The organism is Streptomyces pristinaespiralis (assembly GCF_001278075.1).
Taxonomy (GTDB): Bacteria; Actinomycetota; Actinomycetes; order Streptomycetales; family Streptomycetaceae; genus Streptomyces; species Streptomyces pristinaespiralis.
Genome location: NZ_CP011340.1, coordinates 153114 through 168920 on the forward strand (window position 1 = coordinate 153114; position 15807 = coordinate 168920).

Below are 15807 nucleotides of genomic sequence, written 5' to 3' on the forward strand. Positions count from 1 at the left end.
CCTCGGGGCTCGGGCTCATGCCGGGCGGCGGGCGGTGTCGATACGGGCGAGGCCGCGGGCGTGGCGGCGGGCCCTGCCGCGGGAGACGGCGAGCGGGTCGAAGTCCTCGCCCCGGTGCGGCAGAAGAGACCGGTCGGCGAGGACGGCGCCGCGGGTGACCTCGGGGACGAGGCGGCGGCCGAGGATGGTGGAGGCGCACATCATGGCGCCCGTGGCGACGCCTTCGATGCCGGAGCCGTAGCGGATGCTGGTGCCGACGACGTGCAGTCCCTCGACGCCGGTGGTGGTGTCGGGGCGTTCGCCGGTCGCTCCCCAGCCGGCCAGGCCGTAGGGGGTGCCGCCGCGGGAGTGGATGTAGCGCTCGTGGGTGAGGGGGGTGGCGGCCTCTAGGTGGGTGATGTGGCCGCGGAAGGGGCCGAGTGCCTCCTCGGCGGCGTTCAGCATCGCGTCGGTGAGTTCCTGTTTGCGGCGCCGGTAGAGGTCGGTGCGGCGGTAGCGGCCGCCGTCGGCGGGCCCGGCGTCGGCTCCCCAGTAGGCGTGGTCGGGCGGGACGAGGGTCATCACCTGGAAGTTGCTGTGTCCTTCGGGGGCGATGTTGCGGGCGGCGGGGTCCTTGAGGGAGGAGAAGGACACGAACAGGAACGGCACCGGGTCGATGCGGTGTTCGGCCAGTTGCCGGAAACCGGTGTCGATGTCGGTGTGCCGGTACCACCACAGGTTGGCGTTGGGGCGCTCGGGGAGGGTGGTGTCGAGGGCGACGTACAGGACGGCGAAGGGAAGCGACATGGTGGAGCCGCGGGTGCGTCGTACCGTGCCGGGCTCGAAGTGCTCCTCGCCGACGAGGTTCTGGACGGTGCGGGTGTAGTCGGCGTTGGAGACGACCAGTGGTGCGGTGACGACTTCGCCGTCGGTCAGGGTGACGCCGCGGGCGCGGCCGGAGGTGACGAGGATGCGTTCGACCCGGGCGCGGGTGCGGACCTCGCCGCCGTGCGACTCGATGACTTCGACGAGACCGGCGGGCAGCATCTGGCCGCCGCCCTTTGGGTAGTAGGCGCCGTGCAGGTAGTGGTCGATGATCGCCGCGTGGGTGGGCAGCGGGCACCGGCCGGGCGGCAGTCCGTAGGTGGGCGCGTGGGCGGCCAGGACGGTACGGGCCCGGGTGGAGAGGCCGCAGTGGTCGAACAGGTCGGCCAGGGTGCGCTGTTCCCAGGCGGTGAAGGCGGGGCTGCGGGCGGCGAACTGCTCGTCGGTGAGGTCCGTCTCGCTCAGCAGGGCGCTGCGTCCCTCCGCGCCGACGGCGGAGCAGATCGAGGTGAACGTGTCGATGCCGGCGGCATCGCCGGGTAACGCCTCCTTGAGGCGTTTGCGGTAGCCGTCCCAGCCCGCGGGCACGTCGAGGGTGAGGCCGGGCACGACGATGCGGTCGAAGCCGTCCTGGTCCATGGGCAGGTAGGTGATCCGGTCCGCGAGGCCCAGGCCGCCGAAGACGGAGGGCAGCAGGCCGCCGGGTCCGCAGTCGCCGAGGTAGTGGATGCCGACGTCGAACTCGTAGCGGCGGCGGCGCCGGAAGACATGGCTGTTGCCGCCGGCGACGTCGTGCTGTTCGAGCACGAGGACGCGCAGTCCGCTCACCGCGAGGTAGGCGGCGCAGACGAGGCCGCCGATGCCGGAGCCGACGACGACGGCATCCCACTCTTTGCGTTTCGCCATGCTGCGAGCAAAGCGGGCGGCTCGCAACAGGCGTGCAAGGCGGGGCGGACGGCGGCGCTCCGGTCCCGGGGCGGGTGCGTGCGGGGCGTCGGGCGGGTCCGGTGCCCGGCGCGGCTTCGGCCCTGGGGGCGGCCGCGGGGCGGCGGTCAGGCGTCGGTGGCGGGGTGGGCGTCGGTGGCGGGGCGGGCGAGGAGGCGGGTGGTGAGTTCGTCGATGAGGGCGGGGGCACGGCCGTCGAGGACGGCCGGGACGGTGAGATCGTCGACGATCATGCCGTGGACGGCGAGGTAGAGCAGGACGACGTCGGTGCGGTCGCCGGGCAGCCCGGTGTCGAGGTGGAAGCGGATGTTCGTCTCGAGCTCCGCGGCGAGGCCCTTGTTGAGCTCGGCGCCCAGTTCGGGGCGGCGGGCGCCCTCCAGGCGCAGTTCGAGCATCGCCAGGTAGCTGGCGCGGTCGTTGTCCATGCGTTGGTGGACCTGGCGCAGCAGGCGGGCGACGAGGTGGTGGTCGCGCGGGGCGGTGAGCGTGTCGGCGAGCTCCGCGGGGTCGGGGGTCAGGCGCTCCCGGGTGCGCGACATGATCTGGCCGAGCAGCTGGCCGCGGTGGGCGAAGTAGTTGGAGCAGGTGCCGACGGGGACGCCGGCCTCGGCGTCCACCGCGCGCAGGGTCAGGCCGCGCATGCCGTCGCGGGCCAGGACTTCGATGGCCGCGTCCAGCAGCGCGGTGCGGCGTTGTGGGTTCTGTCGCATGTTCCTTCTCCGTCACGCCACCGGCATCACATCGGGCGGAGTACTGCGCCTGGAGCGCTTTGCCAGCGTACAGGGCACTCCCCTCGGGCCCGGGGTCCGAGGGGCCGGGCTGGGGCGCGGGGTGCGGGGTGCGCCAGGTGCTCCAGGTGCGCCGGGCGGTGTTCAGGCGGTCGCGGCGAGGCGGGCGGGGCGCCGGACGGAACGGACGGTGGCGGGACACACCGCGGGGGCGGCGCTCTCGGCGTCCACCAGGGCGAGGAACTCGTCCCAGGCGAAGACCCGTTCCGCCCGGTGGGCGGTGATCGGCCCGTGGCACCACAGCACGGGACGCGGGTGGCCGGCGTCGACGAGGGCGTCGCAGTTGCCGGGCGAGTCGTCGAGGAAGACGTCGGTGAACCGGCACGCCTTGTCGGCGGCGATGGTCAGCGAGTCGACGGGGAAGTCCCAGGCGGCCAGCCACGCCGCCGTGCGGCGCCAGGCCAGCGGCGCGGGTACGCCGGTGATCGCGCGGGCCGTCACGTAGTGCAGCCGGTGCCCGGCCCGGGCCAGTTCGCGGACCGCTTCGAGCGCGCCGGGCAGCGGGGCGCCCTCGGTGAACACCACGTTCTCGTGCACCCCCCGCCCGCACAGCGCGAAGAACTCCCGCTCGCTCAGGCCCCACTGGTGCACGTACCAGTCCCACGACTCGGCCTTCGCCGAGCACGGGCGCCCCAGGACGCCCTCGGCGTAGCGGGCGACGACGTCCACGAAGGGGTAGAGCACCCCGTCGATGTCGAGACCGATGTCCAGTGTGCGGGTCATGGCTGCCTCCTTGACCTCGTACCGCGTGGAGACGGCCGCCGGGTCCCCCGGGGGGACGGTGCCGCCCGTTCGGCATCGTGGGCCGCCGCGCGCAACGTCCCCGCAAGGTGCCCGCGGCGGCGGGCCGGCGGGTGAGGGCGGGGCGGACTTGCACCGCGCTTGCTCCCGGCGGGATTTGCTGGCCTGTGGACGCCGGGACCGTTCGCCAACGCCGAAAGGCAGATCTGTGACGCAGCAGCACGAACATGCCGAAGCCATCGCCGTCGTCGGGATCGGCTGCCGCCTGCCGGGCGGGATCGACACCCCCGACGCGTACTGGACGTTCCTGACCGAGGGCCGTGAGGCCGTCGGTGATCTGCCCGAGGGACGCTGGGACGCCTACCGGGGCCGGCCGGGCCTGGCACGTGCGCTGGCCGCCGCACCGCGGCGGGGCGCGTTCCTCGCCGACGCGGCCGGCTTCGACGCCGCGTTCTTCGGGATCACCCCGCGCGAGGCGGAGCTGATGGACCCCCAGCAGCGGCTCACGCTGGAGACGGGCTGGGAGGCGCTGGAGGACGCGGGGATCGCCCCGCACACCCTGGCCGGTTCGGACGCGGGCGTGTTCATGGGCGCCGGGTCCGACGACTACGGGCGGCAGATGCTCGAGGACCTGCCCGCGATCGAGGCCTGGTCGGGGATCGGCGCGTCGCTGTGCGCGATCGCCAACCGCCTCTCCTACGTGCTGGATCTGCGCGGGCCCAGCCTCGTCGTCGACACCGCCTGTTCGTCCTCTCTCGCCGCGCTGCACCTGGCCTGTCAGAGTCTGCGCGCCCGCGAGTGCACGCACGCGCTGGCCGGCGGGGTGCACCTGGTGGCCGCCCCGGGCCTGTCGATGGTCCTGGACGCCGCGGGGGCCACCTCCCGCGACGGGCGCTCCAAGTCGTTCGACGCCGCGGCCGACGGTTACGGCCGCGGCGAGGGCGTGGGGGTCGTGGTCCTCAAACGGCTCTTTGACGCGCTCGCCGACGGCGACCCGGTACGGGCCGTCATCCGCGGCAGCGCGCTGGCGCAGGACGGCCGCACGAACGGGATCATGGCGCCCAGCGGCGCCGCCCAGGAACGGGTGGTGCGGGCCGCGCTCGAACAGGGCGGCGTCGAGGCGCTGTCGGTGTCGTTCGTGGAGGCGCACGGCACCGGCACCCGGGTGGGCGATCCGGTGGAAGTGGGCGCGCTGGCCCGGGTGTTCGGGGTGGGACGGGCCGCGGATCGACCGTGTCTGATCGGGTCGGTGAAGGCCAACATCGGCCACCTGGAGGCGGGTGCCGGGGTCGCCGGGGTGATCAAGGCCGTGCTGGCGCTCCAGCACGGGGTGATCCCGCCGACCGCGAACGTCCATGAGCTCAACCCCGACATCGACTGGGCCGCCTCGGGGCTGGCCGTCCCGACGGAGCCGGTGCCCTGGCCCGAGCAGGACACGGTGCGGCGGGCCGGTGTGTCCGGCTTCGGCTACGGCGGCACCGTCGGCCACGTCGTACTGGAACAGGCCCCGGACGCGGCGGACACCGCCACGGCCGGTACGGGGAGGGGCGCCACGGCCGGTACGCGGACGGCCGGCGCGGCCGGCGCGGTGTCCGTCGGCGCGGCCGGGAACGGGGAGGCGGTGGGCGTGGACGCGGGCGCCGTGCGCACCGAGGGCCCGGACGGCGGCGTGGGGCCGGAGGGTGTCGCAGGGCCGGAGGGGGCCGCGGGGCCTGACGGTGCCGCGGGGCCGGGGCTGTTCGTGGTGTCCGGGGCGTCCGGGGACGATGTGCGGGCGCAGGCCGCGTCGCTCGCCGCCTGGCTGCGGGGCGAGGGCGCCGGCGCGCCCCTGGACGGTGTCGCGCACACGCTGATGGCCCGTCGCAGCCATGCCGTGCACCGGGCCGCTGCCGTCGCGGAGGACCACGGCGGGCTCGCCGCGGCGCTCGAGGTGATCGCCGGGGGCGGCACCGCGCCGGCCGCGGTCGCGGGCCAGGTCCTCCCCCGCGGCGGGGACGGTGCGGTGTGGGTGTTCTCCGGGCACGGCTCGCAGTGGGAGGGCATGGGCCGCGAACTGCTGGCCACCGAGCCGGTGTTCGCCGACGCGGTCGACCGGCTGGAGCCGGTCTTCGCCGAGGAGCTCGGCATCTCGCCGCGCCGGGTGCTGAGCGAGGGGCCGCTGGGCGGGACCGACCACGTCCAGCCGATGATCTTCGTGGTGCAGGTCGGGCTGGACGCCCTGCTGCGCGCCAAGGGCCTGACGCCGGCCGCCGTGGTGGGCCACTCGGTCGGCGAGATCGCGGCCGCGGTCAGCGCCGGGGTGCTCGGCCCGGCGGACGCCGCCCGGCTGATCTGCCGCCGCTCCGTCCTGCTGCGCCGGGTCATGGGGCGCGGCGCGATGGCGATGGCGGGCGCCGGGTTCGAGGCCGTCCAGGGCCTGCTGGGGGACCGTACCGACGTGGTCGCCGCGATCGCCGCCTCCCCCGCCTCCACCGTCGTCTCCGGCACGCCGGAGGCCGTCGAGGAGGTGTGCGCCCGTCTGGAGGCCGAGGACGTGATGGTGCGGCGGGTCGCCTCCGACGTCGCCTTCCACAGCCCGCAGATGGACCCGCTGCTCGAGGAACTCGCCAAGGCGGCCCACGGGTTGGAGGTGCGTGAGCCGCGGGTGCCGCTGTATTCGACGGCGCTGGAGGACCCGCGGTCGACCGCCGTGCGCGACGGCGCCTACTGGGCGGCGAACCTGCGCAACCCGGTCCGCCTGGAGGGTGCGGTGCGGGCGCTGGCGGAGGACGGGTACCGGGTGTTCGTCGAGCTGTCCGGGCATCCGGTGGTCACCCACTCCGTCGGCGAGACGCTGGAGGCGGCCGGTCTCGACGACGTGCTCGTGACCGCGACCCTGCGCCGGGAGCGGCCCGAGCGGGCCACCCTCCTCGCCCACCTGGGCGCCCTGCACTGCCATGGCGCCGCCGACGGTCTCGGCGTGCCGCACGGCCCGCTGACCGCGCTGCCCCGCCGGGCCTGGCAGCACGTGCCCTACTGGCGCACCCCCTCCTCCCAGGGTCCCGTGGCGGAGGAGCACGACACCGGGTCGGGCACCCTGCTGGGCGGGGAGGTGACATGGGCGGGCGCCGTGTCGCCGCGGCTGTGGCGCACCCGGCTCGACGAGGACTGCCGTCCCTACCCCGGCTCGCACCCCATCCACGGCGTCGAGGTCGTCCCCGCCGCGGTGCTGCTGAACACCTTCCTCGCCGCCGGCGGCACCGACACGCTTCAGGACGTGGCGCTGAAGGTGCCGGTCGCCGTCACCGGCGAGCTGGAGGTGCATGTGGTGCGCGACGACAGCGAGATCCGTCTCGCCTCGCGCCGCACCACCGCCGGTGCCGCAACCGCCGATCCTGCCGACGGCGCGGCGCAGGCGGGCTGGAGCACCCACACCACGGCGCGGCTCGTCCCCGACGGCACCGGGGGCCGTGATGTCGCGGAGGGTGCCGGTGACGACGGGTGGGAGGAGTCGGCAGCGGTGGAGCTGGACCCCGGCGCGGTGAACGAGCGGCTGCACGCGGTCGGTGTCGCCGATGTCGGATTCCCCTGGCGGATCACCGAACTCGCCTCCTCACGCGGGCAATTGCGTGCCCGGGTGCGGCCCGCGGCCGACGGGGACCTCTCCCCCGCCCTCGCCCGCGCCTCGCTGCTGGACGCCGTCTTCTCCGTCGCCCCCCTCACGTTCCCCGCCGACGGCCGGCTGCGGATGCCCGCCGCCGTGCGGCGGGTACGGCTGCCGCTGGCTCTGCCCGAGGCCGTCGTCGTGCACATCAGCCCCTCCCCCACGGCCGGCGCCGACACCACCGACGCGGTCGTCCGCGACGAGGACGGGCACCTCCTCGGCACCCTCGAAGGGCTCGTGTTCGCCACCCTCGACGGCGGTGCGGGCAGCAGCCCCGGGCTCCCCCCGCAGCGCCTGACCCACACCCTCGGCTGGTCCGCCGCCGCACTCACCGCCGAGCCCCGTACCCGGCTGCGGACCCTCGCGCTGGTCGGCGAAGACGCCCCCGCCGGGCTCGCCGACGACGTCACCCGCGCGCTCGGCGGGGCCGGACTGCGCTGCCTGCACGCGAAGGACGCCGACGCGCTCGGCGGCCTGGTCGACGAACTCGGCCCGGGCGACGCGGTCGTCGTCCTGCCCGACGTGAGCGGCCCGCCGGCCGCAGCGGCGCGCCGCTCCGCCTGGCGGCTGGCGTCGACCGCCCAACTGCTGCTGGACCGCTGCGGATCCCTCCCGCCGCGGCTGTGGGCGCTGACCCGCGGCGCCTGGGAGGCCGCCGGCGACGACGCGGTCGCGCAGAGCGCGATGCTCGGCCTGATCCGCATCGTGGCGGGCGAGCACCCGGAACTGCACGCCCGCGCCGTCGACCTCGACACGGGCACCCCGCCGGCTCTCCTCGCCGGGCCGCTGGCCGAACTGCTGCGCTGCGCACCGGAGGCGGACGTCTACCGGGTCGGCGAGGACGGCGTACGGGCCGCCCGGCTCACCCCCCTCGTGCCAGACCCGGACGGCCAGGACGGCCCGAACGGCCGGGACACGGGCGTGGGCGTGTGCCGGGCGGACGGGACGTATCTGATCACCGGCGGGTTCGGCGCGCTGGGCCGACAGGTCGCCGACTGGCTGGCCGGCCGGGGCGCGCGGCGGATCCTGCTCGCGGGCCGCACCGCCCTGCCGCCGCGCCGCAGTTGGGCCGAGGAGAGCGACCCGGCCACCGTGCGGCGTATCGAGGCGGTCCGGCGGCTGGAGGCGCGGGGGGTGAGCGTGACGGGCGTGGCCGTCGACATCGCCGACGGCGCGGCGGCCCGCGCGGCACTGGACACCGACGCGCTCGGCCTGCCGCCCGTGCGGGGTGTGGTGCACGCCGCCGGAGTCCTCGACGACCGGATGCTCGTCGACCTCGACGAAGCGTCGCTGGAGCGGGTGCTCGCACCCAAGGCGGGCGGGGCGCTGGTGCTGCACGAGCTGTTCCCGCCCGGCAGCACCGACTTCTTCGTGCTGTTCTCCTCCGTCGGCTACCAGCTGGGCCTGACCGGCCAGTCCGGTTACGCCGCCGCCAACGCCTGCCTCGACGCCCTCGCCCGCCACCGGCAGGCGGCCGGCGACGCGGGCAGCACCGCCTACGCGTGGACGTCGTGGCGCGGCGCGGGCATGGCCGTCAGCGACTTCGTCGACGCCGAACTCGCCGACCGCGGCAGCGGGTCCGTCGAGCCGGCCGACGCGTTGCGGGCCTGGGAGTACGCGCTGGACCGCGGTCCGCGGCCGTACGTGGCCGTCCTGCCGGTCACCGGCGCCACCGGCCTGCCCGTCCTCGGCGAACTGTCCGCGCCGGGCGACAAGGCGGCCCACGGGCCCGACGACGCGGCCGCGTTCCGGGCCGACGGGCTCACGACGGAGGAGCTGGGCGCGCTGCTGCTGGCCGAGGTCGGCCGGCAGATCGAGGCCGAACTCGGCATCAGCGCCGAGCGGCTGGACGTCCACCGGCCGCTGACCGAACTGGGCCTGGACTCGGTGATGACGCAGGTCCTGCGGCGCGGCCTGGAACGGCGGCTGGGCCTGAAACTGCCCGCCACCCTGGTGTGGAAGCACCCCACGGCCGCCGCCGTCGCCGCGTTCCTCACGACCCGGCTGGCCCCCTCCCCCGCGTAACGCCTCCCCCGCGCCCCCGTCCCCGCCCGCCTTGTTCCGCCCCGCCCCCGCTTTTTCCGTCCCCCTCCCCGTGCCCGTTCCTGTGCCGTCACGAAAGGACCGTCCCATGCGCCACGACGACATCCATCTCGCCGCCACCGGTGCCTGGCACCCCAAGACGGTGCCGGTCGACGAGGCCGTCGCCGACGGCCGCTACAGCCGTGAGTACCAGCGTGCGACCGGGCAGCAGCGGGTCGCCGTGTGCGACGACGACGCCGACTCGCAGCCCGCGATGGCCATGCGGGCGGCGCGGGCCGCGCTCGGCCGGTCCGGGATCGGGGCCGAACGGTTCGGGCTGCTGCTGCACGCGGTCGCCACCCACAACGGGCTGCCCGGCTGGAACGCCGCCTCCTATCTCCAGCACCACGTCCTGGACGGGCACGGTGTCTCGCTGGAGATCCACCAGCTGTCCAACTCGGCTGTCGCCGCACTGGAGTTGGCGTGCACCCAGCTGGCGGCCGGCCCGGCCGGCGGGGCGGCGATGATCACCGCCGCTGACCGGTTCGGCGACGGCGCCTGGGACCGGTGGCGTGCCGCGCCGCCGGTGTTCGTCTTCGGTGACGGGGCGAGCGCCGCCGTGGTGACCCGCGGTGAGGGTTTCGCCCGGGTCGTGTCCACCGTGTCCGTCGCCGACACCGGCCTGGAGGGCATGCAGCGCGGCGCGATGCCGTTCTCGGCCGACCCGCGGGCCGGCTATCCGATCGGCTTCTTCGACCGGGTGATGGAGTTCTCCGACACCCTCGCCGGCGGGCTCGACGAGGCCAAGCAGCGCATGGCCGACCTGATGCGGCGGGCCGGTGCCAAGGCCATGGCGGAGGCCGGGATCACCGCCGGCGACGTGCGGTGGGTGGCCGGGCCGGCGCTGGGCCGCGAGGCCCTGTACGAGCAGTGCCTCGACCCGCTGGGCATCGACATCGACCGCTCCACCTGGCCGTTCGCCCGCCGGGTGGGACACGTGGGCTGCACGGACCAGCTGGCCGCCCTCGACGACCTGATCGTCTCCGGCGCGGTCGAGGCCGGCGACCGGGTACTGGTCGCCGGGCTGGGCGGCGGCTACAACTGCACGGTCGCCGTGCTGGAGTTCACCGCCACGCCCGACGTACCCGCCGTACCGGAGGCCGGGGAATGTCGCTGACGCCGGCCGTGCTGCGGATGCCCGAGGACGTGCGCCGCTGTCTGGAACCCGGCCGCTACGTCGACAGCGCCCACCCCGCCGTACGGGAGACCGCGGCCCGCATCGCGCCCGGCGCGCACGGCGTCGACAAGGCGCGCGCCCTGTACGAGCAGGTGCGCGACCGGATCGGCTACTGCAGCATCCCGCCGGGCCGGCCGATCTCCATGGGCGCGTATCTGCGGGACGAGGAGACCTACCGGGCCAGCAGCGTGCTGGCCGAGGGGCACGGCTTCTGCGTGAGCAAGGCGTCGCTGCTGACGGCGCTGGCGCGGGCGTCGGGGATCCCGGCCCGTGTGGCGTTCGCCGACGTGGTCAACCACCATCACACCGGGCGGCGGATGCGGGCGGCGACCGGCACCGACGTGTTCGCCTGGCACGGCTACAGCGAACTGTGGCTGGAGGGCCGCTGGGTGAAGGTGACCCCGATGTTCCACCGTGCGCTGTGCGAACGGCTGGGAGTGGAACCGACCGGCTTCGACGGCCGCAGCGACGCGCTGCTGCCCGACCGGGACCGGCGGGGCGCGGCGTTCTTCTCCTACGCCGCCCGGCACGGCAGCTTCCACGACGTGCCGGCGCGGTTCCTCACCACGCAGATCCCGCAACGCTACCCGGGGCTGGACGAGTACCGGCAGCTCGCGGACCCTGCGCAGGGTCCGGGCGGCGGGTCGACGGGAGCGTAACGCGGGGAGGAGCGGGGCGGGTTGCGGCCGACCGCGCGGGGCGGGGTGCGGCCGGTGCGGCCCTCGCGGACGGGACGGCGACAGCGGTTACCACCGGCACCTACACGGAGATGCTGTCCCGCCTGACGGAGCCGGTGCTGCTGTGCCTCGCCGTGCTCGCGGTGCGCGGGCGTAAAAGCGCCGGCCCGGGGCCGGGCCGGGTCCCAGGAGGCCCGTCGGCCCCCGGGGGCCGGGTCTGTGAGGCGCCACGAGCAGAATGGGATCTTCACCAGCTGCTGCCGTACCGAAAGCGATGCCGATGAATCAGCTTCCTCCGGACCCGATGGCGCTTCACCCGTTTCCCGACCAGCCGCGCGTGGTGCTGCTCAAGCCGCTGGTGACCTCGCCGCTGATCGAGGTCGGGGAGTACTCCTACTACGACGACCCGGACGATCCGACCGCGTTCGAGACCCGCAACGTGCTCTACCACTACGGGCCGGAGAAGCTGGTCATCGGGAAGTTCTGCGCGCTGGGCACGGGGGTGCGGTTCATCATGAACGGCGCCAACCACCGCATGGACGGCCCCTCCACGTTCCCCTTCCCCATCATGGGCGCGTCCTGGGCCGAGCACTTCGACCTGATCACCGGCCTGCCGGGCAGGGGCGACACCGTCGTCGGCAACGACGTCTGGTTCGGCTACCACACCATGGTCATGCCCGGCGTACGCATCGGGCACGGCGCGATCATCGCCTCCGGCGCCGTCGTCGTGGACGACGTCCCCGACTACGCGATCGTCGGCGGCAACCCGGCCAAGGTCGTCCGCACCCGCTACAACGACGCCGATGTCGCCCGTCTGCTCCGGCTCGCCTGGTGGGACTGGCCCGCGGAGCACCTCACGGAGCACGTTCGCACGGTCATGGCCGGAACCGTCGACGACCTCGAGAAGGCCGCGCCACGGGCCTGAGCCGGGTCCTGCGGAGGTCGTCAAAAGCAGGCTCTACGCCAGTCGATGAAGACGGGCATGCCTCCGAGTGCGGCGAAGTCGCCACCGCTCAGGTGGCAGAGGCAGCCGGCCGCCCCCCGGCGGCCGGCGCGGCGGGCGGGGTCAGCCGGTGCGCGGGGCGTACGGCGGGAAGTGCGGCGGCGGTGCCTGCGGGGCGGCGGGGGCCGGGGCGGTGGCGGTGGCGCGGCCGTGGAGCTTCAGGCAGTGGGCCAGGCAGCCCAGCGCGGCCGCGCACAGCAGGGTCCGCATGATGTTGGTGGTCTCCCAGATGCCCTTGAACTTGTCGACCAGGGCGAAGTCGGTGACCTTCGCCGGGTCGCCGAGCTGCGCGAGTTCCATGTTCAGGGGGATGTTGACGGAGAACGTGATGAGCAGCGCCACCAGGTAGAGGGTCGCGGCGACCGTCGCCCACAGGGCCGGTGACCGGTGGCCGCGGCGGAAGTCGAGGACGGCGGCGGTGGTCGTGGCGACGAATGCGCCGATGAACACCAGCGCGAACAGGCCGCTGTTGTCGATGAGTTCGTTGAAGTTCTGCATCGCCTCGACGTAGAAGCGGTCGTCGGTCCGGGCGAGGCCCGGCATGATCGACACGTCGAAGGTGAAGAACAGTCCGGCCATCAGGCCCATGGTGACGGTCGAGGTCACCAGCAGCGGTCCGGTCGTCCTGCTCGGGCGGCGGGCCGGGCGCGGGGGCGGCGGCGCGGGCGCGTAGGGGTTCGCGGGGCCGTACGGGTGGTACGGGTTGGCAGCCATGGGGTCCTCACTCGGTCGATTGCGAGGCTCGCGGCAGGTGTCGGGCGACGCGCACACGGGCGTCGGGAGCCTAGGCGCGGGCCCGGCCGTCGGCCAGGGCGGTCCGAGCGGATCTGGACGGGGGCTCGAGGCGGCGCCGGCCGGCTCGCGGGCCGGGGGCAGGTCGCACCGCGTACGGCGGGTTGCCGGGGCGAGCGGGTGTCGACGGTTTCTCGAGCGGTCCCTGAGAGCGTGCCCGGGGCGCTGTCCGCGCCGGGAAGCATCTCGAGGAGGCCGACCATGACCGCGCAGCTCTCCGACCAGCCGGTGCCGGCCGCCCCGGCGGGTCCCCGGCCGACGCCGTCCGCGTCCGGGCGCACGGCAGTGTCCGGGTCCGGGCACACGGCGGTGTCCGGGTCCGGTGCGGGAGTACGGGTGGGAAAGACGCGGCGGGCCGCCGGCGCGCTCGCGGTGATCGCCGGCTGCAACGCGATGATCCAGCTCGACGATCCGATCGTGAACATCGCGCTGCCGGGCATGCGGGCCGACCTGGGTCTGTCGGAGGTCGGCGCCTCGTGGGTGGTGACCGCCTATCTGCTGGCGTTCGGCGGGCTGCTGCTGCTCGGCGGGCGGCTGGGTGATCTGCTGGGCCGGCGGCGGGTGTTCATGGCGGGGGTCGCGCTGTTCACGGCCGCCGCGGCGCTGCGCGGGGCGGCCTCGTCGGGCGAGATGCTGATCGCGGTGCGGGCGGTGCAGGGCGTGGGTGCGGCGCTGGCCGCGCCCAGCGGGCTGGCGCTGCTGCTGAGCATGTTCCCCCCGGGTCCCGCGCGGACGCGGGCGATCGCGGTGTGCACGGCGGCCGGGGCGCTCAGCACGGCCGGCGGGCTGCTGCTGGCCGGTGCGCTGACCTCGCTCGGCTCCTGGCGGTGGGTGGTGTACCTGGACGTTCCGGTGGGGGTGGCGATCGTGGTGGCGGCGCCGTTCGTGCTCGTCGAGACGCGGCGGGTGCCCGGCCGCCTCGACGCGGCGGGGGCGCTGCTGTCGGCGCTGGGCGCGGCCGCGCTGGTGTTCGGGCTGGCGCGGGCGGCCGAGCGGCCGTGGAGCGACCTGAGTGTGGCGGGCGGTGTGCCGGCGGGGATCGCGGTGCTGGTGCTGTTCGCGGTGGTCGAACGCCGGGCCCGGCAGCCGCTGGTGGCGCCTGCGCTGTTCGCCGACCGGGACCGGCTGCTGGCGTACGGGGCGACGCTCGCGGTGCCGGGCGCGGTGATCGGCACGTACTTCTTCCTCAACCAGTTCTTCCAGGCGGGTCGGGGCTGGTCGGCGCTGGTGGCGGCGTGTGCGCTGCTGCCGCTGCCGGTGACGACGGCGCTCGCCGCGGCCGGTGGTGAGCGGCTGCTGCGGCGGCTGGGGGCGCGGCGGATGCTGGCGGTGGGCGCGGGGCTGCTGATGTGCGGGAACGGGTGGCTGGCGCTGTCCGTGACGGGCCCCTACCCGGTGGTGCTGCCGGCGCTGGTGCTGCTGGGGGCGGGGATGGCGTGCGCGGTGCTGCCGCTGACGGTGCTGGCGACGTCGTCGCCGGCGCCGGACAGGGCGGGGGCGGCCTCCGGGGTGCTGAACGCGGTGCAGAGCGTGGGGGGTTCGGTGGGGCTCGCGACGCTGGTGGCGGTGGCGTCGCACGGCGGCGGGGCGGCGGCCGGGTTCGTCGCGGGCGCCGGGTTCGCGGCTGTGGCGCTGGTGGCCGCCGCCGGGTTGCGGAGGCGGCCGGCGGCCGTCGTCAGCTGATGCGCATCTGGGCCATCATGCCCATCGCGGAGTGGTCGAGCAGGTGGCAGTGGTAGACGTACGTGCCGCGGTAGGTGTCGAAGGTGGCCTGGAGCCGGACGGTTTCGCCGGGCAGCAGCCGCACGGTGTCCTTGAGGCCGGACTCCGAGGGGTCCGGTGCCTGCCCGTTGCGGGCGAGGACCCTGAACTGCACCAGGTGCAGGTGGAAGTTGTGCGGGACGAGGGTGTTCGGGTTGGTGACGGTCCAGATCTCGCTCGCGCCGTGGCGGATGCGGGTGTCGATGCGGTCGTGGTCGAAGACGCGGCCGTTGACGAGGCCCTGGGCGCCCGGGGCGCCGCTCTCGTCGGTCATGCGCAGCTCGAAGGAGCGTTCGACTGTCGCGGTGGGCAGCGGCGGCAGGGTGCGCAGGACGGCCGGGACGCTGCTGGGGTCGGGTGCGGTGCGCACGATGTCGAACCGCAGGACCTGGCCGACCTGTTCGGGGCTGCCGGGCCCGAGGGTGTTCTCGAGGACGAGCCGGGTGCCGACGGGGTAGCGGGAGAAGTCGATGACGATGTCGGCCCGTTCGGCGGGTGAGAGCCACAGCGAGTCGAGGGTGGCGGGGGCGGGCAGCAGGCCGCCGTCGGAGCCGATCTGGGTGATGGGGCCGCCGTCGGCGAGGCGCAGGTGGAAGAAGCGCAGGTTGGAGGAGTTCAGCAGCCGGAAGCGGTACTTGCGGGCGGCGACCTGGAGGTAGGGGTAGGGCTTGCCGTTGGCGAGGAGGGTGGTGCGGCCGAGGGCGTCGTCCATCTCGTAGACGAGGCGGCCGCGTTCGTCGAGCCGGGCGTCGCGCAGGGCGATGGGGATGTCGTAGGAGCCGGCGGGCAGCGGCAGGGCCTGTTCGGTGTCGTCGGTGAGCAGGTAGGAGCCGGACAGGCCGCGGTAGACGTGCTCGGACTCGTGGTGGTGGGCGTGGTCGTGGTACCAGAGCGGGGCGTGCGGCTGCCGGTTGGGGTAGGTGTAGGTGCGGCTCGTGCCGGGGGCGAAGGTGTCCATGGGGGCGCCGTCGTCGGTGGGCGCGACGGAGGCGCCGTGCAGGTGGACGGAGGCGTGGTCCTCCAGGGCGTTGCGGTGGTGGACGACGACCGGGCGGCCGGATCTGGCCTTGATGGTGGGGCCCGGGAAGTGGCCGTTGTAGGTGAGGACCTCGGTGCTGATGCCGGGGAGTATCTCGGTGCGGGCGCGGCGCAGGGTGAGCGCGTAGGTGTCCTTGCCGCCGGCGGTGGACAGCGGGGTGAGGACGGGCGGCACGGGCAGCGCGGTGGTGAACAGCGGGGCGCTCGCGGGGCGGGTGCCGGCCTGGGCGCTGCGGGCCTGGAACAGCGGGGTGAGAGCGGCGGCGGTGAACAGTGAGGCTCCGGTGGTGGCGAGCGTTGCTCCGAGCACGCGGCGTCTGGTGACCATGGTGTTCTCCCTCGAGGGCAGGGGCTGG

General features: G+C 74.9%; 10 protein-coding genes. 5 read left to right on the forward strand and 5 right to left on the reverse strand.

Going from position 1 to position 15807, the window contains the following annotated elements:
- Positions 1-15 precede the first annotated feature (15 nt).
- From SPRI_RS00645 to SPRI_RS00655, 3 genes are all read right to left on the reverse strand, one after another.
- Positions 16-1710, reverse strand: coding sequence for a phytoene desaturase family protein (locus SPRI_RS00645; protein WP_053556610.1), 1695 nt, complete (start codon positions 1708-1710; stop codon positions 16-18).
- Between the two features lie 146 nt (positions 1711-1856).
- A complete protein-coding gene (locus SPRI_RS00650; RefSeq protein ID WP_053556611.1) occupies positions 1857-2459 on the reverse strand; it encodes a TetR/AcrR family transcriptional regulator in 603 nt (200 codons plus the stop codon).
- A 162-nt stretch (positions 2460-2621) separates the two neighbouring features.
- Positions 2622-3260 (reverse strand): 5' nucleotidase, NT5C type, encoded by a 639-nt coding sequence (locus tag SPRI_RS00655; RefSeq protein WP_053556612.1) that lies wholly within the window; start codon positions 3258-3260, stop codon positions 2622-2624.
- Positions 3261-3486: 226 nt separating this feature from the next.
- On the opposite strand from SPRI_RS00655, the gene SPRI_RS00660 reads away from it, so the two are divergent.
- The 4 genes from SPRI_RS00660 (at position 3487) to SPRI_RS00675 (ending at position 11782) form a co-directional block, all read left to right on the forward strand.
- Entirely contained in the window at positions 3487-8946 is a 5460-nt protein-coding gene (locus SPRI_RS00660; protein WP_053556613.1) for a type I polyketide synthase, read from the forward strand.
- Between the two features lie 106 nt (positions 8947-9052).
- Complete coding sequence (locus SPRI_RS00665) at positions 9053-10120, forward strand: ketoacyl-ACP synthase III family protein (protein ID WP_005321965.1); 1068 nt, start codon at positions 9053-9055, stop codon at positions 10118-10120.
- Entirely contained in the window at positions 10111-10839 is a 729-nt protein-coding gene (locus SPRI_RS00670; RefSeq protein ID WP_050791660.1) for a transglutaminase-like domain-containing protein, read from the forward strand. Before SPRI_RS00665 ends, SPRI_RS00670 begins: the two co-directional genes overlap by 10 nt.
- Before the next feature lie 298 nt (positions 10840-11137).
- A complete protein-coding gene (locus tag SPRI_RS00675) occupies positions 11138-11782 on the forward strand; it encodes a CatB-related O-acetyltransferase (RefSeq protein WP_053557664.1) in 645 nt (214 codons plus the stop codon).
- Between the two features lie 141 nt (positions 11783-11923).
- Here SPRI_RS00675 and SPRI_RS00680 read toward each other — a convergent pair whose 3' ends face one another.
- Positions 11924-12574 (reverse strand): anthrone oxygenase family protein, encoded by a 651-nt coding sequence (locus SPRI_RS00680; protein WP_005321962.1) that lies wholly within the window; start codon positions 12572-12574, stop codon positions 11924-11926.
- 279 nt (positions 12575-12853) lie between these two features.
- Between SPRI_RS00680 and SPRI_RS00685 the strand changes: the two genes are divergently transcribed.
- Positions 12854-14335, forward strand: a complete 1482-nt coding sequence (locus SPRI_RS00685) for an MFS transporter (protein ID WP_005321961.1) — start codon at positions 12854-12856, stop codon at positions 14333-14335.
- Here the strand turns inward: SPRI_RS00685 and SPRI_RS00690 are convergent.
- Positions 14328-15779 carry a multicopper oxidase family protein gene (locus SPRI_RS00690; RefSeq protein ID WP_005321960.1) on the reverse strand — a complete coding sequence of 484 codons (1452 nt, stop codon included), beginning with the start codon at positions 15777-15779 and terminating at the stop codon, positions 14328-14330. The genes SPRI_RS00685 and SPRI_RS00690 overlap by 8 nt on opposite strands.
- Positions 15780-15807 lie beyond the last annotated feature (28 nt).